This window comes from Taibaiella chishuiensis (assembly GCF_003014535.1).
Lineage (GTDB): Bacteria > Bacteroidota > Bacteroidia > Chitinophagales > Chitinophagaceae > Taibaiella > Taibaiella chishuiensis.
In genome coordinates, this window is record NZ_PYGD01000001.1 from 567,260 (window position 1) to 589,628 (window position 22,369).

Sequence of the window (22,369 nt, forward strand, 5' to 3'; positions counted from 1 at the left end):
TTGCTATTCTTCGGTTGTGGTCATATGCGGTACCCGTTGTTCCAGCCGGCTGATAAACCTAACCAGCATATCGTTCAGGGCATGGGTCTGTACCGGTGTTTTACGCTGCAGGTAATCGCTTAACTGCGGGTAGTAAAGGGCAATCCGGTTTTTGGTATAAAGTTCGATACCGGTATCCAGCGCCAGGGTCTGTCCCAGTTGAAAGGCCGCCAGTTTCCGGATATCTTCCGGCTTATAGCCCTTCGCGGTTGCTTCGACCTGTCCGAAATCGATGGTCTTTAAAGCCGCTATGCGCTGGTGTATGCCGCGCTGTAAGGCCTGCTTCACGGTTGCGCGAAAAACCGTCCGGGTCAATGCGCTAAGCAGCATACGTGTGCAACGTATAAACTTCAGGTCGGTATTACGCGGCAGGCGTTGCCGGATCTGGGGTTCAAAATCCTGCTGGTGCAGGGCATAGGTAACGTATAATGCATTGTTCAGTTCGTCGGTAGTGCCTTTATATACCTGCAACAGGCTGCCATGGGCTGTTACAGCAAGGTTGGCATTCAGGCGCCGGTGATCATGGGTATTGTGCCGATGCGCTTCTGCCAGCGATTTACACCATTGACTCCTCGCTTCGATAGTTGCCGGCAATTCCGGCACGAAAAACACAATGTCCCGGTCGCTCGAATCTTCAGACCCGAAATATTGGTAAATGATACGGGTTTCCATGTTTCCTAAGATTTAATGCTGCAGGCACCACCACAATATTTTAGCAATGTTGCGGGCATCGTCCACACCGCGGTGATGCGTGCCTTCGAGCGGCATACCCAGCTCCTCCAGTGCACCGTTCATGCCCAGCTTCCGGCTTAAGCCGCGGCGTTGCACAAACAGCTCTTTTACATTAATATGATCCTGCGACAGGGGATAGTCCACATTGCGCATACGGCATTGCCCGCTCATCATCTTCAGATCGTAGGCGCCATAACTTGCCCAGGTATATTGTTGGGCTTCGTAGGTGCTGCGCAAGGCTTTGCAGGCCTGGTCGAACGGAATGCCTTCTGCAGCCAGCATAGCGGGGGTAATAGTGGTAAGCCTGGTACAGAACCCGCTTACTGCCGAACGTTCGGGCCGCACGAGTATGCCTTTGTTACCGGTAATATCACCCGTAACGGTATCCAGCACACAAATGCCGATCTCGATGATCTCGTTGACCTGGCCTTTGGGCGGCTGGCCTTCCCAGCAGGTCGCTTCAAGATCGATAACGATTATCTTATGGGTCGTCTTCATCGTGTTCCTCCTCTTTCAAATATAATTTTCTGTTGGTATTCGGCTTGTATTACCCGGCCGTAGATCAGGCGGGTCCAGCCATTTTCATAACCATGGTTATTCGCAATGAGGAATCCTTTATTCGCATCGGTCTTCACGATCTTATGCGCATCTATATAGCGGCCTTTTACTTTACAGAATACGATATCGCCGATATCGTACTGTTCGGCCTTTTCGAAGGTAAGCAGGCTCCCGCTTTTCAGGATCGGCAGCATGGAACTGCCAAAGGCTTTCATTTTACCGGTCCCGGCGCTTTCGAGCGCCGCTTTCAGTCTTTCAAATTTATTCATTTTATTTCTGTTCGGGCATACCGGCGGGTGTGCTTGATCAACCCGCCGGCAACCGCGTATTATTTTATTGTTTTAAAAAGATCTGCCGTAACTGATCCACGATCTGTCCACCTCCCGACAAACTGATCGTATTGATCTTCTCGGCTATTTTTTCCACGTACTCCATTTCCTTCAGTTTATACAACATCGTATTCTCTTCCATCAATTTGGCGGTGTTCAGCAAGCTACGGGTCGAGGCTGTTTCCTCTCTACGCGTAATGATATTGGCCTGTGCCTTTTTCTCAGCGATCAATACCTGGTTCATGATCTCTTTGATATCGCCGGGCAGTATGATATCCTTTACACCGCAGTGCAGCAATTCAATACCCAGCTCTTTGGCCTGTACCGCGCAGTTGGCCAATACCGCATCAGCGATCTGCTCTTTGCTCTCCATCAGTTCGTCGAGCGATAATTTACCGGTAAAAGCCCGCAGGGCAAGCTGCATCAATACGTACAATTGTTTATCATATTCTTTATTGTCCATCAATGCACGTTTGATATCGGCCACCCGGTACTGTATGGTAAAGTTTACCCGCAGCTGCGCCTTATCCCGGGTCAGGATCTCCTGGCCATTCACCTCGAGCTGCTGCTGCCGCATATCCGCTTTACCGATATGCAGGGTAATGCTGTTTTTCCACCAGTAATAATTACCCGGCTCCAATACCTGTTCGAAATTGCCGCCGATAAACAGCAAGGCTTTTTCATAGGCTTCTACTTTGTAGCTACGTACCCAGGCCGCCAGCGGCGCCTTTTCCAGCAGGTTGCGGTCGATAGTGACATCGATTTCAAGCGCAGCTGTATGCGCATGCACGAATGTTTCGCGGTTAATACCGTTCCAGTACATATACTTACCCGGCGCCAGCACCTGTTTAAAATTCCGGTTCTGGTATACCAGCACGATCCCGTTATCCGGCACTTCCACCACGGTAACGGCTGCGGCAAAGTCTTCATGTTGCAGCAACACATCGGCGTTGGCTTGGGTGTAGAATGGCTTGGCCATATCGTACACTTCCAGCTGCTCGCCAAAGCCCAGCCGGTATTTGCCTTCTTTTACTACGTTTTTTAAGGCGCCGTTCTTAAAGATCAAACCGATATGGTTGGCGATGATGGTTACTTTTTTCATGATATTGTTTTTTTTACGATTAATGGTTGTTTTAATAAAGCACGGTATAAGTCTGTCTATTCCTGTTATGCGGAGACGAAGCGCGAAGCGGGGCGTGACCGCGGTCCGGAGCCGTTCCTTTTCTTTTCACCTGTTGCAACCGGGGTTGCGCAGGTTAAGGTAGCGGAACAGCGCTTTGCCGGGAACGTCCTGGTCTTGCTGGTCTGCAAAGCATCAAGCGAACTACCTTGTTAAAGACCGGGGTCTTTAACCGGGCTGGACGGGCTTATACCGTGCCGGTTAATGGGTGCCGGCCCGGGGCCGGCTTGCTTTGAAGTGGATCCTCAAATCCAGTGCGTCTACCACTTTCGCCATCCGGCTATGACACCGGGCAGGAATCGAACCTGCTGTTAAGGCTGTGCTCTACCAGTTGAGCTATCAATCGCGAGCAGGACTCGAACCTGCAACCTCAGCATCCGTAGACAAGCCACTTATCCCTTTCCAGCATATAACAGCGCAGGGCGCTGCCACACTATGTAGCCCTACAGAAACTACCAACAAAGGGGCGGGGTATAAGCGCACCTGCCATTCCCTCCCGGGAATATTATGAAGCACTCCTGTGCATTTATGTAAAGAACTTTAGTACCGTTGCCGGTAATGCAAAAATGGCCGCAGTGCTACGCAGCACATTTGCGCAGCGAAAAATTTTTTTTGCTTTTTCTTACAGATAATTGATAACCAGCAAATAAAATTTATTAATGGTTTAAAAAAGACGACTGCCGCAAACAACTACGCAGCTACAATGCGTAGTTACAAAGAGCCTTGGTCTTTGCCGCGCTCTTTTTGCATTGTCTTTAATAGCTTTGAACACCGGAATTCACCATTTAAACCCATTGCGATGTACTCTTTTCGTCTTCCTGTTTTTCCAGGTGTTAGCGCTGTGCTCTGTTTCCTTGCCCTGTGCACGACGGCCTGCAAACAGCAGTCCGGCACCGGCGATCTTCCCTCATCCGGGAAGCCCGGGGTTACGGATACCACAACGTTACCCACAGGAAAAACCGCGGTAGCCGATACCACGACGGCAGGCGGTAAGCCTTTTCCCCTGCAAGGCAAAACGCCCGGAGATTTCATTCCAGCGGGTTACGAAGCCGCCCTGGAGGCCGAAGGCTTTCTGGATAAGGATCCCTTACCCGATTATGTGATGGTATTGAATAAGAAAAGTGAACCGGCGGCAGCCCGGGCCTGCCTGGTATTAACCGGGGCGCCGGGTGGCGGCTACCGGCTCGCCCATACTTCTTACCGGGCCGTACAACCAGCCTTTACACCCGATGGCTATCCCATCTACGATACGGAAGACATGGGCATCAAAGACCATACGCTGTTATTCGACAGCTATAGCCCGGGGCCGGCGGGTAACCTCAGCGCCGAATACCGGTACGAAAACAACAGCCTGGTACTAGTCGCTATTCATACCTATAATATGGGTGCAGGCAGTCATACCGAAATCAGCTATAACCCGGCCAGCGGCCTGTATGAGCAAACGGTAACCAATACCATGACGGATAGCATGAGCTCCGAAACCACTACGGGCAACTACCGGCAACCTAGACTGCTGTTTGAAGACGCCAGCCCGCTGGATATTATACACCAGGCCTACGACAAGGCCAATGTGCAATAAGGGGTTTACGGTGCCGGAGAAACCCTACATTTGCGGGTGTTAAATACAGGATCATGAACATAAGCCTCCATAAGCTACAGGACATAAATATAGCAGAGATCACGGCCGATGGCATACTGGTACAGGAAGTCCAGGACGGCCTCGACCTGCTGGGCAACCTTTACTACCAGGATGTAGAACGGGTAGTGCTCTATGAACAAAATATAACACCCGCCTTCTTCGATCTGAAAAGCGGTATCGCCGGCGAAATACTCCAGAAGTTTACCAACTACCGGGTAAAGCTGGCGATTGTAGGCGCATGGGCAAAGTATGAAAGCAAAAACCTGCAGGACTTCTTTTATGAAAGCAACAAAGGCCGCCAGGTTAATTTTGTAGGCACGCTGGAGCAGGCGCTGGATGCGCTTTCCAGCAAATAACACATGTCCCGTTTTATCCAAACCCAAAAGAGCCTGCATCAAGCAGGCTCCTGTTTTCAAGGGATGGTGGGGGCTGTTCTTTAAAAAAGGTACAGGGCAATGGGCGACTAAGCGATCCTGCTCTACCACTGAGCTACAGCACTATAACGGGTATAGTCCTGGCGGGATTCGAACCCGCGGCCCGGCGTTCCCTAAACGAAGTAACACTTGTCTACGGCACCTGTATATTTGTATGTTATAAAAAGCCGGGCAATAGCCGACAAACGACCATCGTTGTTTTGTTTAAACTAACCGGGTGCTACCCGGTGCAGGTTCAGCCTGCATCTACGGCGTTAAGGGTGCGAAGTAACGCTTGCCTACGGCACCGGCTTTCTTTATCTTATCCTAAATCGATCGCGTTAATGGTTTCCACTACGCCTTGACCCGCCTCTACTGCGGCGATCATATCGAAGATCCGTTCGTTCCAGCCGCTTACCAGCACGGCGCCCTGTTCTACCATGGTATTGCCATAGCCTTTCAAATCGATGCTGTAGACCTTTACACCGGGGTTGATCAGGCGGTATTGTACCAGCAACTGGTTGAAGTTATCGCCCCGGTTACCGGCATGGTCGAACCATTTGCAACCCTGGCCCACCTGGCAGTCGGAGAAAATAATGATCCTGTCGACGATTTGCTGCGTCCTGATCAGTTGGCTCATATAATCGAAGATGCCGCGTTCCGTTGCAGGGCCACAGTTTTTGGCAGCCTCGTTGATCCGGGTAAAATTTTCGAATACACGCTCCTTACGGCTCAGCTGCGGGTTTACGAGTTTGTCGCCAAACAAACCGATATACGCGCCGGGGCTCTGGTTCCAGTACAATACGGCAAACAGGTTGGCAATATCGGCCGTGGTTCTTTTGCTCATAGCGCTCACCAGCGATTTACCGCCAAGGTCGCCGAACATGCTGCCCGAGTTATCGGAGAGGATCACCGTGGTACCGCGCTGCACCGGTATATTGGCACAAGAGGTAACCAGGGCCTGTTCCAATGCAACCATAGCCTGTTTTGCTTTTTGCTGCAACAGCTTCGGCACACCTTTTTGCTGCTGTATCGTTTCCAACTCTTTAAAAGCGGAGAGATAGCGGAAAGGCAGCTGGCGCGAGGCATTGATCTGTTGTTCACTGGTAAGCTGCGCCAGGGCCTGTGTGAATGCTACGGTTGAACTATAATACACCAGGTTACGCAGGTTACGCAACAGGGCCATATAACCCAGGCGTTTGCTCAGCACCAGGGCATCCCAGGTTTCGGTAAAGGCCATTGCTCTTGCTGCCTGAGTAGCAAAATGCTGTTTACCCAGCGCCGACAATTCGGTTTCCCAGGTATAAGGCGTGGCCAGCGTACCGGTCGCGATCTTATTAAAGAGCTGTTGCTGCGCTTCGTCTTTGGCTTTGGGGTGTACCAGGAACAAGGCATCTTTCAGTTTTATTTCAGATGCGGTATTGTATTTGGCAAACTGGTACTCGTCGAAGCGGTTAAAAGCCTGTGCCAGTCCTTTCTGTACCTGTTTGGATAGACGGTTCAGTTTTTTGGTAGCCTCGCGGCTATTGCTCAACTGGTAACAGGCCAGTACTTCCTTGATCTCGTCGGCACGCAATACGATATTGCGGATCACATTGCTCACCAGGTTATCGCCGGCGTGTACGCGGGCCAGTTCTACAGCCAGCAGTACGGGAATCGAACGCAGGTTCAACTCTTTCCGGGCATATACAGCCAGCCGGGCCGTAAAGGTAGCCGGGCAACGGCTTACCAGCGAGCGGATACGCTCCAGCCGGGCTGCTGCTTTTTCGTAATAAGCATCGTCGACCACACAGGTGGCTACCGCGGTATACAGTTCCATTTCCGCACTCATAACATAGGCTTTTGCACCCATATAATTGGTGGTGGTACCGTTCTCTTTTGCACTACGATTAAATTTCATAACCCTTGGTTTTAAAGCGTGATCTTTTGTGTTGCTTTCGATAATGCAAAGATGGCCCCCGGTATACGCAGCGTATTTGCGCAGTGAAAAATTTTTTTGCACGCGAAGGCTCAATTCATTGAAATACAACTGCTTTTGCTTCAAAAAAAGTTTAAAAAGAAGGGATAAGGATACGAACTGCGCAGCTGTATTGCGTAGTATAAGTAAAAAGCGCTTATCTTCAGCCTGCATTTAACCCTGCATACCACCATGGCTGTAAACAAACTGGCGCTGCTGCGCTACAAAACGATCGATGATTGCCTGCGCAACCGCTTCCGCAAATGGACGCTGGATGATATTATAGAGAAAGTAGCCGAAGTACTGTACGATCGCGAGGGTATTGCTACCGGGGTAAGCCGGCGTACCATACAGGCCGATATCCAGGTAATGCGCAGTGATAAGCTGGGTTACAATGCACCGATCGTGGTAACGGATAAAAAGTATTACAGCTACGAGGATCGCGACTTTAGTATTACCAATGCGCCGATCAACAATGCGGATGTGGAAAAGATGAAGGAGATCGTGGGTGTGCTGAAACAGTTTAATGGCTTCAGTTATTTCGAGGAGATGAGCGATATGATCGCGAGGCTGGAAAACAACCTGTATAAGTCTACACACGCCGGCAGGAATTATATCCAGTTTGAAAGCAATCAGTTGTTGAAAGGCCTGCAATACATCAATCCATTGTACCAGGCTATACTCAACCAACGGGCCTTGCTGATCGAATATAAATCGTTCAAGGCCCGGGAAGCGCAACAGAATATATATTTTCCTTACCTGCTCAAAGAGTACCGTAACCGCTGGTTCCTGATCTGCAAACCCAAGAAGAACGCGCAGCTGATCACCCTGGCGCTCGACCGTATCCTGGAGTTCCAGGAGTTGCCCCAGGAAAAATTTATAGCCCCTGTGATCGATTTCGATACGTATTACAACGACCTGCTCGGCGTTACCAAAACGGAGAAGGACCGTGCCCATAAGATCGTACTGGAAATAGACCGGTTCAATGCCCCCTATGTACTGACCAAACCCCTGCATCCCAGCCAGACGGTGTTACAGGAGACCGAAGAGAGCATCATTATCCGGATCGATGTAGTGCCCAACTTCGAGCTGGAGCGCGAGATCCTGGGTTTTGGCGAATGTATGAAAGTGCTTGGCCCACGCTTCCTGGCTTCGCGCATCAGGAAAAGGCTCGAAAAGAGCGCCGCCCGTTACCAACCCAAACAGCAGCAAACGGAATTATAACGCGAGCAATTGCAACAGCGCATGCCGCGCCGGATCCTGCAATTGCAGTTTAGCCCTGGCCTGTACCATATGTTCCGGAACCAGTGTTGCCGAGGCATCCAGTTGCTTCAGCACCCGGGTATAGGGTTTCAGCGGTACGAACTCCTTTTGCAAACCCAGTTTTTCGAAATCGATAAACAGGTTAAAGAAATTGGTGGTAGGCACGAGGTTACCCACCGGCGCATGTGCGACTGTACCCAGGTAAAGACCTTCGCGCTGGGACTGCGCATATAAGCGGTATAAAGGAAAAACAGCGGGGTTGACAATACTGCTATCGCTGCGCAGCCAGTGGCATTGTTTCAATTGTGTGGCCAACGCGGGACCATTGCCATACAGGGTAGCATAGATACCGGGCACGCTGTCCTCTTTGATCGTTACGGTTGCTACTTTTTCAAAATCGTCGTTGTACTCATAAGCAACTATGGTATCCTTCTGGATTACCGAACCGGAAACCGTGAGCGCTATACCGGTAACACCGGCGGCCAGCAGGCTGTCGCCCTGCAGGGTAAGGGTGTCCAGTGTAAAGGTTTTATGCCGTAGCCAGGCATCGGCGCCGGCCAGGTACCATAAACGCAGCGCGGCATCGGAAGCCGGGCGCCGGTATTGCATCAGGGCGGGTACCTGCAGTTGGGGCGCCGGGATGACGGCCTCAGCCAGCACCTGGCCTCTTTCAAAATCGATATGACCCTGCATACTACCATCGGTAAAGCTGATATGCCCCGGTAACCGGTTAACCGCCGACAGGCGGCTGTCCTTCAACGGTTGCGTATTTTTTTGTTGCAGGATCTCCGTAAGCACCACAGCTGTGTTTTCTTTACGGGGCGACCAGGATACGGCGAAGGTCGTTGCGGTATACGCTATAGTCCAGGTACGATCGGGGCTCTGGCGGATATACACGCCCGCTGCCGAAGCCTGCATTACGGGCTGCCAGGAGCCGGTATGCCGGGTCAGCGAACGCACCAGGGCTGCGCTATCTTCCACGGGCAGGGTAGCAAACAGGGTAGTTGGCTGCCAGCCCTGCAGGTTATAGATATAAACATCAGAAGGGATGCCCAGTCCTTCTACCAGGCGGTCCTTTTTCTTTTTTTCCAGTTTGAAATAATCACGCAACAGGCTTTTATAGATGTCGTATACATCTACCCTTACGATCATCGCCGCATCTTTACGCACGGGTGTACTACGCGCTGTGCTGCGCTGGTATTGTACATAAGCCCAAAAAGAAACAAACAGCAATACGAGTATTGCTGCTGTTATACTTAGGAATTTTTTCATCGCTTAGTCGTTTTTGGATGCGCTCTCGATCAGCGAGAAGAAGTACTTCAGCGCATTCTCTTTGCCCTGTGGTACCTCTGCGATCAGCTCCCCGGAAATACGATCGCCCTTCATCCCGGTGGTCCTGCCATAAAATTTGCCGGTACTGGTCATCCAATGGTTAAACATATTCAACTTGCGGGTGCTGTTAAATTCTTCACGCGGTATCTTGCCGGCCAGCTTGTTCGGATCGAAGAAGGCGGTCATATTGTTTTTAGTCATGAGCTTTTTATGCTCCTTGCTGATATTGCCCTGGAAGCGGTCCAGGCTTATGTTTTCGATATCTTTATAAGAAGTGCCGCAGAATACGATACCGTCTTTGATCAGCAAATGGATATCCAGCGGGCTTTTGGATACATCGCGGTCCAGGGTGTAAATACCGGCTTTTTCTTTTACCACACCTTTGTGCATGCCATAGTTCAGCAGCCGTTTTATTATATAGCTATCGTCTGAAGAAACCATCAGCAGGAATTCGGGCAGGGTTTCCTTCCTGGTACGCATTACATCCTTCTTTTCCCAGTCGTCGTTATACTCATAGGTCTTGTAAGTATATTCTTTCTGCACAATATCTGTAACCAGGAAGAGGGCATCGCCTTTGATCACTTTGGCAATGGCCTTTTCGTCCAGCATAATAGACAACAGCTCCGAAGCGATATCCAGCTCTTCGGTATACTTATGCATATAACCGCCATAAGCATAGTTGAGCATAGCAGGCAGTTCTTTCAGGTATTCTTCGGTATCGAACGAGTAGGAGAGGAAGCCGATCAGCTTATCGCTGTTTACATACTTTGCAAACTTGCTGTTGAGCTTGTGGCTGTAAAGTTTTTTATAAGCGGATGCTTTCTTTTCGTCGACCATCATTTCGCTGGTCATGCGCATCTGCTCTTTGCCCAGGTACAATTGAGCATTCATCCCTTTAAAGCCGGCGAAGGTGCGCCCGAAATAACGATAAGAGAAATACGAGAAGATACCGCGGTACAGGTTGCCGATATCGGCGAGGTACAGCGTTGCACTGGCTTCTTTATCCTGTGCGGCTATAAATTCTTTTTTACCAAGGATGGAAGGCGCGCCGGGCTGGCGGTTAAACACAGCGTTGGCAAAAGTACCGGTCCAGGTCTTTCTCAGCTTCTGGCGGATCTCCCAATTGTCGTTATAAACCCGGCTGCGATAGGCCTCTTCCTCGGAGACCTGCTCCTGGGTATAGGCAACAGGCGGCGCCTCTACCACCTGGACCATTGGCGGTGGTGGTGCATCGATGGGTATGTCTTCGTATGCAGGCGGCTCCATCGTACTGGTTTTTTCTACCGGTTCCTCATCTTCGGCACGTGCAGGCGCGGCGGCGGCTACATCGGCGGCGGCATCCTGTTCGTAAGCGGGCGCGGCAACGGCATAATCGACAGCGGCGGCAGAATCTACAGCAACAGCGGCCACATCCGCCACAATAGTATCGGCGGTTACGGCATAGCTATCATTGTATACGTTTTCTTTAATACCGTAACGGGCAGCTACGGTCGAATCGTCGAAATAACCGCTTTTAAGTTCGCTGATCACCATGCTGGCCATTTCGTTGTTCCAGGTCATACAGGCCTTATCCGAACCGGAAAGGATCTGTCGCGTATCGCCCTGGCGGGTAATCTCCTGGTCGTTATCAAACAGGTGCGCAAACTTGTCCGCGTCGCGTATCGGCAACAACACGCCGTGGTAACTTACACTATCTGTTTGTACATAATAATAATAGCTATTGCCGGCCAGGTTAATGCCCAGGTCTTCGATCCCGGCTATTTTTCCGTCTCTTTTACGCGACAATTCTTTGATCATTTTCTTCCCGATCTCCGAGTTGTTGAATTCGCTTGCAGAAAGCAGTTCCAGCAATTTGTTACCGCGCAGGGTAACAACGGCCCCGGCTTCCTGGGGTATTTTATAGGCCATATCCTGCTGGGCGGTGGCAGATAAAGCGGGTAACAGGCCCAGGGATAAAAACAGTGGTTTCATGGTTCTCATTTTGCTAATTGTATTTGGTTGGATACAGATACCCTGCCATTGATCAGGTCGAGCACACTGCATTTCTGCATAATGGCCTTCTGGCTTTTAGATACTTTTGCCAGTGTATTGCTGTGCCGGCTTATGGCCGCCGGGAAGCGGCAGATGCTGGTATAGGTTGCTGTCTGGAAAATCTCTTTATCTTCTTTCTTTAACTTGTTGTATTCTGCCTTTGCGCTGGCATAGTATTTATAATCGCGGGCAAATGTCGCCGTGCTTTTATTATAAGTATAGGTAGACACATTGGTCGCTTTTACTTTCTGGGCTTCGAGTATGTTTTTGGTAATGTTGTTTACATTGGCCACTTCTTTAAAGGAGAAGCTGATGCTGGCGATATAGTTATTGAAATCGGTTGTACTCTTTACATTACTGATACCGGGCATTTTTTTAAGCCGGGCAACGGCTTCGTCTATTTCGCGCTGTATGGTCTTACGGTCGGGTACCTTATAGCCGTTTATACTATCCATAAGTAATATGGAAGCTACTTTGGTTTTGCTCTGGCTTAAATTAACGGTAAGCACCATATCTCCGCTGCCGTCGGCCTTCATAGTGATCTCCTCGATGATTTCGAAACAGGAAGAGCATAAAAGCGGGATGCAAAGCAGCAGGATGAAGAGCCGGATCTTTTTGAGCATGCGGGTTTTGGTTTGATGAAGTAAAACGTCAAAATTTCGCCCTGCGAAGATAGGCAAGGTTTTTAATCGGGCTTCTACTGGATTTCAGGGATTATTAAAAAGCAGGGAACGCGGCATAATCCGCGTTCCTTCTGCATTTATCCGCATAGGTAAGTTACCCCGTGGGCTTCCGAAAGCTGCGGCACTTCCAGTTTACGCAGCATTTTCTCCAGCACGGCAGCCGGTACTGCGGCCGTGCGCGCGGCATTCTGTTGTTCCCAGCTTGCGCGGGGCCGTTCGATATAAACCAGTTCCACCCTTGCGCCGTAGCTTACAAACAGGTCTACCAGCTGGTTCCGCATCTGCCGGGTTATATTGGTGGCATTCCATACAAAGTCGCGGCCCGCCCTCAGGTTTACCCTCGCCTGCTCTTTGGCCTGCTGGGCCACCCATCCGTTGGCCGAGCGGTCCTCGGGTTTAAGCCGGTGTTGCCGCCTGATCGCATCAGGACATACCTGTGGCCAGTCTTTACAGGTTTTCTGGATATAGTTGTCTTTACCCATACCCGGCAAGCCGCAAAGCACGATCACCGTACAGGTGGTATCGTCGTAAGGCTGGTATTGTGGCGATGCGCTGTTTTGCTGCCGGAAATACCGGAACCGGGCCAGGCCGCTGCTAAAGCTATAGGCCTTAGCCCAGCAATCCTGTTCGATACAATAGGCTTTGAAAAACTCTATCCGTTCCAGCATTTCGCTCTGGTCGGCACAGATCCTGCCCAGTACATCGGCCTGGGCCAGCAGGTACAACAATTCGGTATTTACATGCAAACTGGCTTCCAGTAAGGCTTTCTGCGGATCGGGCTTATGCATTACCCATAAAGGCAAGCCATGGTAACGCACCAGGTTCACGATCTGTTCGCGCATAGTAAAGCCGGTACCGAATTGCGCATACAACAGGTAACGCGCAGTCAGGGCGCCTTTGCGGGCATGGCCCGGCGATACGATACTGCCATCGGGCTCCGTAAACGTCGTACTTCGCTTTTCTACATCGTGCAGCAGGGCTGCCGTCCAGAGTATTTCCTGTGCTTCGGCAGGCAGGGCCTGGTAAGCAGGCAGACTCCTAAGCGCAGCCAGTACCATTTGGGTATGGGTGGCCACATCGCCCTCTGCATGATGAACCGGGCTTTGCGGCACGCCATCCATATCGGCCACCCAGCTGTATTGCCGGCGCAGCGTATCCCAGTCTTTATCTTTTATAATGTTCATGTCTCTTTGTTTTTGTGTTCATAAATCAGCTTTGCGCGTTTCCAGTTGCGGGTCCAGTGTTCATCGGTCTTTACATGTCCTTTGCGTACATATTTAAAAACATTGGCGCCCAGCTCTGTTACCGCAAAGCCATTGCTGTTCCTGGTTACGACACCTTCGAGGGTGCAGGGTTCGCCGCTTATCGCATCCACCGAGCCAAAACCGCTTTCCCGGCGGGTAAAGGCCAGTACCGTATCGCGGAAGGCGGGCTCGTCCTTACCGGGTGCAGCAATATCCAGCACCGGCACGGTAGGCAGGCCGAAGGCGGCCGCATAAAAGCAAACCTCCTCCCAGCTGAGCCACTGGTCGCGGTAACGTACCGCAAACAGGTAGAAGTAATCTTCTATACGCCGGTAGCTTATGGAGTGAATGGCGTATATGTTTTCGCCAAACAGTTCCAGCTCGCCCAGATCGTTTTTTATAAGCGCCCAACGCTGCCGCAGGTGGCTGGTCCAGGCCGATGCGGCCGGCGCTGCATGCGACCGGGCAAATACGCCCAGCCGGTTGAGGCAGTTGTTTTCGCCATCCAGTTTTTCGGTATGGATCACCTGGCTCATCTGTTGCACATAAGCCCAGTAGTCGTATTGTATCCTGTCGTCACTTGTGGTCCCCGGCGAAAAAGGGAAATGATAGGTTCGCCCGTATTTTCTTGCATCCATCGTTTTTTATTTTTTTCAGGTTTAAGTTAAAGGCGCCACGATCGTTCTTACCGGGCTGCCCCTTTCGAGTACATTATGTTCCTGCCAGCGTTGCTGCTGTTCCTTTATCGCCTGTGTCGCCTGCCAGGCCAGCACTTTAGCCTTCAGCCTTTCGATACTGTATTTCCTGTTTTGCAATTGCGGCCGGCTGTCCATGGCCAGCACCTGTATACCCGAGGGCAGGTGCGTGGCCCGCACTGCAGTTTCCACCTTGTTTACGTTTTGGCCGCCGGGCCCCGATGCCCTGCAGGTTTCCAGCTTTATTTCCTTATCGTTCCAAATGGCTTTACCGGGTACGGGAAACAAGGCCACGCCTACGAACCAGTTTTGGCGTTTATGCATTTTGCGGTAAGGGCTTTGTGCAATCCATTGCACGGTACCATTCCAGGTCCTTGCAAAGGCTTCCAGGTCGCGGCCTCCGGCAATTAAGGTAGCCGAGAGCAGGGTACCGTTTATTACGCCCTTTTCCTGTGTGGCTACCTGTATGGTTATCCCCGCCGCACGGGCTTCGCGCAGCATCAGTTCCAGCACTTTGGCCACCGCCCTGCAACACTCTGCCGGACCGCGGCCCGAGGTAATCTGTATGATCATCTTGTCCATATTCTTCCTTTTATTCTTTGTACATACGCACTACTTTGGGCCAGAACTTTCCCTGTACGTCCACCAGGTCCTGCTGCGCCGCTATTACTTTTTCGATATCCTTGTAAGCGCCCGGGAACTCTTCCACGCTACCACCCAGCAGGCTTACACCCGCCGCGGCCAGCATTTTTTTAAGCCCGGATACCGTCATACTTTCCCGTGCACGCTTACGGCTCATGGCCCTGCCCGCGCCATGCGAGGCGGAATAGAGCGAGCCAGGTTCGCCTTTCCCACAAACGATATAAGCCGGCGTGGTCATGCTACCGGGTATAATACCCGTTTCGCCTTTATGCGCGGGTGTTGCGCCTTTACGGTGCAGCACCACTTCACGGCCATCGGGCAGGGTATCGAGCCAGGCGAAATTGTGATGGTTCTCTATCTTGGCGATACTTTGGAGGCCCAGGGCCCGTAACAGGTTAAGGTGTATCCGGTCGTGGCAGGCCTGTGCATATGCTCCCGCAAGGTTCATACTCAGCCAGTACTCGCGGCCGGCCTCGCTGTTCATATCAAGCCAGGCCAGTTGTTGCGCATTACGGGGCAGTTTGCAGGTATCCATGGCAATGGCCGTATAATGCTGTGCAATATTGGCGCCGAGTCCGCGGCTGCCCGAATGCGTAAGCAGGCCGGTGTATTTGCGGGCCGGCAGCCCGAATACGTTATCCTCCCTTAATTCGACCAGGCCAAACTCTACAAAGTGATTGCCACCACCCGAGGTACCCAGTTGCCGTACCGCTTTGGGCTGCAGTTTACGCAGCAGGGTAGTAGCCCGGAAATCGGGGTGGTCCAGTACTTCATGCTCCTGCGGCCGATCCAGGCCACCCTCCATACCGAAATGAGTATGGTCGCCCAGCGCTTTTTTCATATGCCAGGTATGGGTTTCCAGGTAGCGTTCACCTTCGTCTATAATAGATAAGGCCATGCGGCAACCGATATCCACGCCTACAGCATAAGGCACCACTGCCTGTTGCGTAGCCAGCACACCGCCGATCGGCAAACCGTAACCGGTATGCGCATCGGGCATCAGCGCACCCTGCAGGGTTACCGGCAGCGACATCGCCAGCTCCATCTGGCGTTTGGCCGATGCTTCTATCTGTTTCGACCCGTAGAGTTTAAGCGGACCAGTGTGTTGCAGCAGGTCGAAAGACCGTACGCCTGTTTCTTTTTCTGTTGTTATAAAGGCGGCAGCCAGCCTGCCCAGTTGTTCGTCGTTTACATAAGCTTCAGGGTTGTTTTTAAGGTTAGTCAATAAGGCCAGGCATTCCGCTTTGCTGCTGTGTTTATAATATTTGGCAAGCGTAGTAATGGCCAGGCTGCGGGCTACATCATCGGTATAGCCTATTTTACTCAGTTCTTTTGTTTTAAAATTGCTCATCTTCTTCGTTGTCTGCTGTTATACACAGATCCATGATCCGGTGTACGGGTTGTTTAAAAAGTTCCAGCCGGTATTTCAGGTTATAGTCCCGGTGCCGCCAGCTGGTGTAGCAGGAGCCGTCTACCAGCTTGTTCATTTTCGGATTAAGGTGATGGCTTTCGATATAATTGTCGAGTTGCTGTATCTCCTGTTCCAATACTTCATCCACCATTTTTCGATGGGTGATCATATGCGGTTTTACCTGCAGGCGGTAACGCCAGGCTTCGGCAAATACATACCGGATACCGGCCGGCTGGCCTTTCCGGTTTACAAACTCCCTGGGATAGAACAACCGCCGTTCGGCTTCGGTAAGTTTATTGCGCGTGCTGTTCCATTCATAAGTCAGGAATGCGCGCAGCTCCTGCGGGGTATCTACCAGTATCCGTTTGCGTTTTTTCTTTGTACTGATTTTAAAATGTTTGTCGTGGTGGTACATCACCGTGTTGATCTTATCGAGCAGGGCCCGGAAAAAGGGGGCATGCCGGCTGCGTGCAACATCATCGCGTAATACGAAGCTGCGCTTCCAGCCTTTCTGATAAGGCTCGTCGAGGGGTACCAGGGGCAGGTTGTATTGCTTTGTGGCTAAGTCTTCGCGGCGGCGATACAGTTGTAGTACCTGTTTTTCGAAATCTTTCTTTTGCAGCCGTTTCTTTTGTCTTGCCGTTTTTATTTTGCAATAGCCTTCCCCGAACGACCAGGAATTGGTGTCCATAAGACCTTAGTTGAGGTCGTAAAAAATTTTTGTTGGAATCCGGTATTCGTCCTTACGCAAAGGATATATCCCCTGTGGTGATCATCGCGGTGGTAAAAGCATAGGTGTCCCGTTTGCCGTAACGCTTATTGGTTAAGGCATTGGGCCTGTTGCCGACGTACAGATGCCGGGCGGTAAAGGCAGACGGATAGCTATGGCTTACATGGTAAGCATGTTCCGGTTAGCGTATAAAAATGAATAAGGGAACAGCAACGCCCGCCTGTATCAGGCTGCGATGAAAGAGGATGATATGTAGAAACGTTCAGTCATGGGTATTGTGTATTTAAGCAGTTACACAATAAATTTTTGCGTTGCAAAGGTATAGCTATTTTTTAAAGAACAAAATTTAGTCCCTATTTTTTATTTTTTTTAATAACCAGTTTGTAATCGATCAACAGCCCGAAAGCCACGCCCAGCACATAAGCCGGCAGGTCGCTCCAAAGGAATCCTTGTCCCAGCACCAGCCTGCCGGGCAGGGTAGACCTTATCGCATCGATCCAGGGTGCATGGTAAGCCTGGCTCGCTTCCACGGCAAAACAGAGCAACACGCTGAAGAGTGCCGTCCGCTTTATGGGTTGCTGCGGCATAAGACAACGCAGTATAAAATAGATCATCGTTGCCCATAAAGCATCACCTGTAGCCAGTGGTATAACCGCTATCTTACGCGACAGTAAACCAACTCCTATAATAACGATAACCAGTATCGCATAAAGCAACCGTGTTCTTTTTATCATATCCCTCTTTTCTGTTTGCTAAGATAAAGCGAACAGCGCTTTCTTGATTTTTATCAGGAGTATGTTTTTTAAAATAATACATGCGGCCTGAAATGCTTGCCAGATAAGCCTTTTGACACAAAAATGACACAAGTATTACGCTGCGCTGACAAAGCGGAAAAAAGTGCGGTAGAACTTTGCAGTTCTAATTTTTAACCAAGTTTATGAAGCGTAAAGCAATACTTATGGGCCTCGGCATCTTGTCGCAGGTAACCGTCATGGCGCAGACCAACAGGCATAACAACCTGGGAGCACAGGAGCATTTATGGAAAATGAAAAAAATATCGGCGCACGAATTTATCGGTGTAGGCAATAGCGGCTCGGTTGTAAAATACAATGACAGTTGTAACGATTGGCTGCCCCTGCCCGCCGGCACCAGTAACGATGACTTCAGGAATATCTCTTTCCCCACCGGCAGTACCGGTTACATAAGCGGGCCGGCCAATGCATTTTATAAGACCACGAATGGCGGCACCAGCTGGACGGCAATACCAGCAAGCATTACAGGGCTTACTAATGCCAGCATACAATGTGTACACTTCCGTACCGCCACTACCGGTTTTATTGCAGGTAGCCAGATCGGCGTAAGCGGCGGCGGCCGGTTTATTAAAAAAACGACCGATGGTGGTCTTACCTGGACAACCGTTACACCGGCTGCAGGCATGGGCACCAGCACGGTATACGATATGGCTTTTTTTGCGGCTGATACCGGTATCGCCGTTGCCACCAATAACCAGGCCTTCCGCACTACAGATAATGGTAATACCTGGACAGCAGTAGCCACACCCGCCACGGTATATTCGGTAGCGGTAGCCGGCGCCAATACGGCAATAGCGGTTGCTAACGGTAATATCATCAGGAGTACAGACCGGGGCCTTACCTGGGCGTCTGTAAGCGGCGCGGCAACGGGCATGCAAGGGGTACATTTCTACGATGATACGCATGGTATGATTACGGGTTCGGCAGGCGCAGTATTATATACCAGCGACGCAGGCCTTACCTGGACGGCAATACCCACGCTGCTGAGCCAGAAGCTGTACGATGTGCAGATGACCAGCGCCACCACCGCCGTAGCCGTAGGCGCCGAAGGCCAGGCCCTGAGCATCGATATCAATCAACCTTTTCATCGCCTGTTCGAAGAACATTTCTGTCATCCTACCGATAGCATGACGTATACCCGCTATACCAACACGGACAACAGTCTTGCAGCGCCTGCCCGGAAATGGTTCTTCACCAATGTCAACGAAAGCGAGAACGGTCTTGAAGCCGCCGGATGGTTCCCCGGTAAGTTTGCGATCTACGATGCTTACTATTATGAAGAAGTACGGGCGCAACATCACAGCGACAGCGCCTTTATCGAAACCCGCAGCCTTAACCTTGCCGGTACAACACAGTTGTCACTCGACTGGAACGAGGCCTTCTATACCCATCCCGACGGGCTTACCCGTACCCGTGTACAAGGTTTTAACGGCACCGACTGGATTACCTTATACCAGAGCAATGGTCTCGATATGGGCGATGGCGTAGCCTCCGCCGTATTTCCCGATCATAAAAGAGCCATCGATATTTCGGCGCTGGCCGGTGTGGCCAATGCGAAGCTCCGTTTCTCCTATGCTGCACCCAATACCAACGACGGTCTGAAAAACTTCTGGGCCGTAAGCGATATCGTGATCAGTAACCGCAGTGTGGCATTACAGCTGGATAGCTTAAACGCTGCAGGCAATGGTAATGTAACGGAATGCCTGCCGATCGCGGCCCAGGATATTAAAGTAAAAATGAGCAATACCGGCAACCTCGGCGTATTCCCCGTAGAACTCGGCTGGAGCAGCAGCGACGGACAGGCCGGTAAAACAGGTACCTATGGTGAACTGGCAGCTACCAGCAGTGCGAATTATGTACTGATCGACAACTTTACACCCCCTGCAGCCGGCGGTGCGATAACCATTAAAGCCTGGATCCGCAATATGCCGAACCAGAATGCTGTTAATGATACCATCACCAAAACATTTTATTTTACACCGGATGCCGGTACTACAGCACTGCTGGGCAATGATACCGCGATCTGCCCCGGTGGTAGCTATACGCTGCATGCACCCGCTACCCTCAACAGCCCCTTGTGGTCTGACGGCAGTAATGCTGCAAGTTATACCGTTAATGGTGCAGGCACCTACTGGTTACAGGGGGTATATGGTACTACCTGTGCAGTAAGCGATACGATTCATATCACGCTGATCAATGTACCGGTGCCTGTTATTACCGCTACGGGCGACCTGCTCCAGGTGGGTTCCAATGTGTATGCTTCCTACCAATGGTTCCGTAATAACGTGGCCCTGCCCAATAGCAACAGTGCCCAGATCGTGGTAACACAGGCCGGCTCTTATACCGTAAAAGCGATTACCGCTGCCGGTTGTGAAGTTATTTCCACCGCTTATATTTATAATCCTGGCGGTACCGGCACAAAAGATTTGCAAATAGAAAAAGGAATGCTTATCTTGTTTCCTAACCCGGCGTTAACGGAAATAACAGCATATACCGGCGACGAATCGGGCGGAAAATACCAGGTTACCATTATTGATATTATTGGAAAAAATATATTGAACAGTGTATTTCATTCAAAAACAAATAGTATTACATTTGATGTCAGTAATTTGTCCCCCGGTGTTTACCAGGTTATCCTTAGCAATGAAAAGCAAAACCGGACAGGCCGGTTTGTGAAGAAATAGTTTTTTTGTTTTTTGAAAAAGAGGGTCGCTGTTTTCAGCGCCCTTTATTTTTTATACAAAACAGCGGAAAAGCAAGGCGATAAAATTCATTTTCCCCACAGCAGGCACAGTGTGGCAGCGGGATTATAAAACAGCAGCCGCAAGACAACGAAGAACAAAAAACGTAAGGTATAGCAGTATGCTCCAAACGGCACTGCTGATCCGCTTTTCACCATAAAAAAAGAAAGGGGAAAGACCAGTGGTCTTTCCCGTTTCTTATAAAAGCTTTCTTAAGCAGTGTATCAAGGCGCTTTCCGCTCCAGGTCCAGGTCCTGGAAATCGTAACTGAAATCAGTCATCGGCGAAACAGGCTTCATCCGTATGCGCGCCGCCTTACCGTTTTCATCAAGACTAAACATCACGTAAGCATCTGCATCCATACTGCGGTCATCCCATTTCACGATAAAGGTATTGGCTTTATAATACAGCAAGGATCCGCATAAACGCGGCGAGCGTACCGAACGCAGGCGCAGGCCGTCCTTGTTTTTTTCGATTACTACATTACCAAACCAGTTGTCGGTATAAGTGCCCATATAGGCAGCCGTATCCGGCGCTGCTTTGCTGCTTGCTGCCGACGTTGCCGCCCATATTTCTTTGGTGATCTTATCGGCTTCCGCCTGTTCTTTATCCACGCGTTCTTTGGCTTCTTTAATACGGTCCATGCCTTTTATGCCCAGGTAACCATCTTTGATCTGGTTGCTCAGCGAGGTAAATGCTGCGCCCGACTGCTGGTTGGTCAATACGATAATACCCAGCTTCAGTTCGGGGAATAGCGTAACCTGGGTAACCATCCCGGCGAGGCCGCCCGTATGCATCACCTGTTTATAACCGCCCACATCGCTCAGCATCCAACCCAGGCCATAACTTAGAAAATGATTACGGTAGGAGCCACCGCCGCGTGTCGGTATAATGGTTTGCGGCATCCACATAGCTTCCTGCACATCCTTGCTGAACAGGCGTTGCTCCTTGCCGTAAGTGCCGCCATCCAGCTGCATGATCACCCATTTGGACAGGTCTGTGATATTGGTATAAATACCGCCGGCAGCATCCATCAAGGGGTTTACGTCGGGCTGGATCTGTTGTACTTTACCCGCTACAGGCGCATGAGGTGCTGCTACATTGGTGGTATCCTTCAGGCGTAAAAGGTCGGCGGCACTCTCCTGCATACCGAGGGGTTTCATAATCCTGGTTTCGATAAACTCCTGCCAGCTTTTACCGGATACCCGCGTTACCACCTCCCCCGCGACAATGTACAACAGGTTATCGTAGTCGAACTTGCTGCGGAAGCTGGACACCGCTTTAAGATAACGCAGGTTGTGAATAATATCTTTTAAGTTAAAATCGGATCCATCGGGAAAGATCATCAGGTCGCCGGCGCCCAGGCCCAGGCCGCTGCGGTGCGTCAGCAAATCCCTTACGGTAAACTCGCCGGTTACATAGGCATCGGCCAGTTTAAATTCGGGAATATAGTCGGTTACTTTATCGTCCCAGTGCAGTTTACCTTCGTCGACCAGTATGCCCAATGCCGCAGCAGTAAAGGCTTTGCTGTTGGAGGCAATACCGAAAAGCGTATGCTCATCGGTTTTCTTTCCGTTATTAAGCGCGCGTATGCCATACCCTTTAGCATGGATCAGCTTACCATCTTTTACCACGCCGATGGCGATGCCCGGTACATCAAACGCTTTTAAAGCGCGTTCGGCAAGCCGGTCTATATCGGAAGAGGAAAGCGGCTGTGCAGCAGCCAGCAAGGCATAGGACATGCCGAACAACAGGAGTGCAATTTTTTTCATGAGGCGGATCGGTAACGTTTAGATCCGCTAAGATACGGCAAAGCATTTGTCCCGGGAAGAGGGGGGAAGCGCTGCATACCGGCCGTAAGCCTTACTGGCCTCATAAAACAAAAGAGGGGTGCCCGCGTTGCAAACGGGCGCCCCTCCCGGGTATAACAGCGGTCCC

At 50.8% G+C, this 22,369-nt stretch carries 19 protein-coding genes; 4 read left to right on the forward strand and 15 right to left on the reverse strand.

Translation table 11 applies throughout. The annotated features are described in order from the left end of the window. Positions 1–3: 3 nt before the first annotated feature. The 4 genes from B0I18_RS02425 to B0I18_RS02440 all read right to left on the reverse strand — a co-directional run bounded on the left by B0I18_RS02425 (position 4) and on the right by B0I18_RS02440 (position 2,760). Positions 4–711 (reverse strand): hypothetical protein, encoded by a 708-nt coding sequence (locus tag B0I18_RS02425; protein WP_106521046.1) that lies wholly within the window; start codon positions 709–711, stop codon positions 4–6. A 12-nt stretch (positions 712–723) separates the two neighbouring features. Next, complete coding sequence (locus tag B0I18_RS02430; protein ID WP_106521047.1) at positions 724–1,269, reverse strand: 3'-5' exonuclease; 546 nt, start codon at positions 1,267–1,269, stop codon at positions 724–726. Further along, a complete protein-coding gene (locus B0I18_RS02435) occupies positions 1,266–1,598 on the reverse strand; it encodes a S24 family peptidase (RefSeq protein ID WP_106521048.1) in 333 nt (110 codons plus the stop codon). Before B0I18_RS02435 ends, B0I18_RS02430 begins: the two co-directional genes overlap by 4 nt. 64 nt (positions 1,599–1,662) lie before the next feature. Continuing rightward, entirely contained in the window at positions 1,663–2,760 is a 1,098-nt protein-coding gene (locus B0I18_RS02440; protein WP_106521049.1) for a slipin family protein, read from the reverse strand. A gap of 877 nt (positions 2,761–3,637) precedes the next feature. On the opposite strand from B0I18_RS02440, the gene B0I18_RS02445 reads away from it, so the two are divergent. Further along, positions 3,638–4,417, forward strand: a complete 780-nt coding sequence (locus B0I18_RS02445; protein ID WP_106521050.1) for a hypothetical protein — start codon at positions 3,638–3,640, stop codon at positions 4,415–4,417. Between the two features lie 53 nt (positions 4,418–4,470). Next, the gene (locus B0I18_RS02450; protein ID WP_106521051.1) at positions 4,471–4,833 is read left to right on the forward strand and encodes a DUF4180 domain-containing protein; all 363 of its coding nucleotides are present in this window, start codon (positions 4,471–4,473) and stop codon (positions 4,831–4,833) included. A 379-nt stretch (positions 4,834–5,212) separates the two neighbouring features. Here the strand turns inward: B0I18_RS02450 and B0I18_RS02455 are convergent, their stop codons facing one another. After that, positions 5,213–6,790: a TROVE domain-containing protein gene (locus tag B0I18_RS02455; RefSeq protein ID WP_181358306.1), complete on the reverse strand. Its 1,578-nt coding sequence runs from the start codon at positions 6,788–6,790 to the stop codon at positions 5,213–5,215. A 249-nt stretch (positions 6,791–7,039) separates the two neighbouring features. Between B0I18_RS02455 and B0I18_RS02460 the strand changes: the two genes are divergently transcribed. Further along, positions 7,040–8,071, forward strand: a complete 1,032-nt coding sequence (locus B0I18_RS02460; RefSeq protein WP_106521053.1) for a helix-turn-helix transcriptional regulator — start codon at positions 7,040–7,042, stop codon at positions 8,069–8,071. On the opposite strand, the gene B0I18_RS02465 is transcribed toward B0I18_RS02460, so the two are convergent. The 9 genes from B0I18_RS02465 to B0I18_RS02505 form a co-directional block, all read right to left on the reverse strand. Then, positions 8,066–9,382, reverse strand: coding sequence for a hypothetical protein (locus B0I18_RS02465; protein ID WP_106521054.1), 1,317 nt, complete (start codon positions 9,380–9,382; stop codon positions 8,066–8,068). The genes B0I18_RS02460 and B0I18_RS02465 overlap by 6 nt on opposite strands. Positions 9,383–9,385: 3 nt before the next feature. Then, the gene (locus B0I18_RS02470; RefSeq protein WP_106521055.1) at positions 9,386–11,413 is read right to left on the reverse strand and encodes a hypothetical protein; all 2,028 of its coding nucleotides are present in this window, start codon (positions 11,411–11,413) and stop codon (positions 9,386–9,388) included. 5 nt (positions 11,414–11,418) lie between these two features. Beyond that, entirely contained in the window at positions 11,419–12,096 is a 678-nt protein-coding gene (locus B0I18_RS02475; protein WP_106521056.1) for a hypothetical protein, read from the reverse strand. Between the two features lie 137 nt (positions 12,097–12,233). Further along, positions 12,234–13,340, reverse strand: a complete 1,107-nt coding sequence (locus tag B0I18_RS02480) for an AAA family ATPase (RefSeq protein WP_106521057.1) — start codon at positions 13,338–13,340, stop codon at positions 12,234–12,236. Then, positions 13,337–14,038 carry an RNA ligase family protein gene (locus tag B0I18_RS02485; RefSeq protein ID WP_106521058.1) on the reverse strand — a complete coding sequence of 234 codons (702 nt, stop codon included), beginning with the start codon at positions 14,036–14,038 and terminating at the stop codon, positions 13,337–13,339. The genes B0I18_RS02480 and B0I18_RS02485 overlap by 4 nt, the downstream gene beginning before the upstream one ends. A gap of 21 nt (positions 14,039–14,059) precedes the next feature. Continuing rightward, complete coding sequence (prfH, locus tag B0I18_RS02490; RefSeq protein ID WP_106521059.1) at positions 14,060–14,677, reverse strand: peptide chain release factor H; 618 nt, start codon at positions 14,675–14,677, stop codon at positions 14,060–14,062. Between the two features lie 10 nt (positions 14,678–14,687). Continuing rightward, complete coding sequence (locus B0I18_RS02495; RefSeq protein ID WP_106521060.1) at positions 14,688–16,088, reverse strand: RtcB family protein; 1,401 nt, start codon at positions 16,086–16,088, stop codon at positions 14,688–14,690. Further along, entirely contained in the window at positions 16,075–16,839 is a 765-nt protein-coding gene (locus B0I18_RS02500) for a hypothetical protein (protein ID WP_106521061.1), read from the reverse strand. Before B0I18_RS02500 ends, B0I18_RS02495 begins: the two co-directional genes overlap by 14 nt. A 392-nt stretch (positions 16,840–17,231) precedes the next feature. Beyond that, on the reverse strand, positions 17,232–17,612 hold the full coding sequence (locus B0I18_RS02505; protein ID WP_106521062.1) for a ribosomal maturation YjgA family protein: 381 nt from the start codon (positions 17,610–17,612) through the stop codon (positions 17,232–17,234). A gap of 203 nt (positions 17,613–17,815) precedes the next feature. Here B0I18_RS02505 and B0I18_RS02510 point away from each other — a divergent pair, with 203 nt between their 5' ends. After that, the gene (locus tag B0I18_RS02510; protein ID WP_106521063.1) at positions 17,816–20,374 is read left to right on the forward strand and encodes a YCF48-related protein; all 2,559 of its coding nucleotides are present in this window, start codon (positions 17,816–17,818) and stop codon (positions 20,372–20,374) included. Between the two features lie 281 nt (positions 20,375–20,655). Here B0I18_RS02510 and B0I18_RS02515 read toward each other — a convergent pair whose 3' ends face one another. Then, a complete protein-coding gene (locus tag B0I18_RS02515) occupies positions 20,656–22,203 on the reverse strand; it encodes a serine hydrolase (RefSeq protein ID WP_106521064.1) in 1,548 nt (515 codons plus the stop codon). Positions 22,204–22,369: the final 166 nt, after the last annotated feature.

Coding starts and splice junctions, on each gene's coding strand:
- B0I18_RS02425 (WP_106521046.1), bottom strand. CDS start 711: ATGGAAACCCGTATCATTTACCAATATTTCGGGTCTGAAGATTCGAGC.
- B0I18_RS02430 (WP_106521047.1), bottom strand. CDS start 1,269: ATGAAGACGACCCATAAGATAATCGTTATCGATCTTGAAGCGACCTGC.
- B0I18_RS02435 (WP_106521048.1), bottom strand. CDS start 1,598: ATGAATAAATTTGAAAGACTGAAAGCGGCGCTCGAAAGCGCCGGGACC.
- B0I18_RS02440 (WP_106521049.1), bottom strand. CDS start 2,760: ATGAAAAAAGTAACCATCATCGCCAACCATATCGGTTTGATCTTTAAG.
- B0I18_RS02445 (WP_106521050.1), top strand. CDS start 3,638: ATGTACTCTTTTCGTCTTCCTGTTTTTCCAGGTGTTAGCGCTGTGCTC.
- B0I18_RS02450 (WP_106521051.1), top strand. CDS start 4,471: ATGAACATAAGCCTCCATAAGCTACAGGACATAAATATAGCAGAGATC.
- B0I18_RS02455 (WP_181358306.1), bottom strand. CDS start 6,790: ATGAAATTTAATCGTAGTGCAAAAGAGAACGGTACCACCACCAATTAT.
- B0I18_RS02460 (WP_106521053.1), top strand. CDS start 7,040: ATGGCTGTAAACAAACTGGCGCTGCTGCGCTACAAAACGATCGATGAT.
- B0I18_RS02465 (WP_106521054.1), bottom strand. CDS start 9,382: ATGAAAAAATTCCTAAGTATAACAGCAGCAATACTCGTATTGCTGTTT.
- B0I18_RS02470 (WP_106521055.1), bottom strand. CDS start 11,413: ATGAAACCACTGTTTTTATCCCTGGGCCTGTTACCCGCTTTATCTGCC.
- B0I18_RS02475 (WP_106521056.1), bottom strand. CDS start 12,096: ATGCTCAAAAAGATCCGGCTCTTCATCCTGCTGCTTTGCATCCCGCTT.
- B0I18_RS02480 (WP_106521057.1), bottom strand. CDS start 13,340: ATGAACATTATAAAAGATAAAGACTGGGATACGCTGCGCCGGCAATAC.
- B0I18_RS02485 (WP_106521058.1), bottom strand. CDS start 14,038: ATGGATGCAAGAAAATACGGGCGAACCTATCATTTCCCTTTTTCGCCG.
- prfH (WP_106521059.1), bottom strand. CDS start 14,677: ATGGACAAGATGATCATACAGATTACCTCGGGCCGCGGTCCGGCAGAG.
- B0I18_RS02495 (WP_106521060.1), bottom strand. CDS start 16,088: ATGAGCAATTTTAAAACAAAAGAACTGAGTAAAATAGGCTATACCGAT.
- B0I18_RS02500 (WP_106521061.1), bottom strand. CDS start 16,839: ATGGACACCAATTCCTGGTCGTTCGGGGAAGGCTATTGCAAAATAAAA.
- B0I18_RS02505 (WP_106521062.1), bottom strand. CDS start 17,612: ATGATAAAAAGAACACGGTTGCTTTATGCGATACTGGTTATCGTTATT.
- B0I18_RS02510 (WP_106521063.1), top strand. CDS start 17,816: ATGAAGCGTAAAGCAATACTTATGGGCCTCGGCATCTTGTCGCAGGTA.
- B0I18_RS02515 (WP_106521064.1), bottom strand. CDS start 22,203: ATGAAAAAAATTGCACTCCTGTTGTTCGGCATGTCCTATGCCTTGCTG.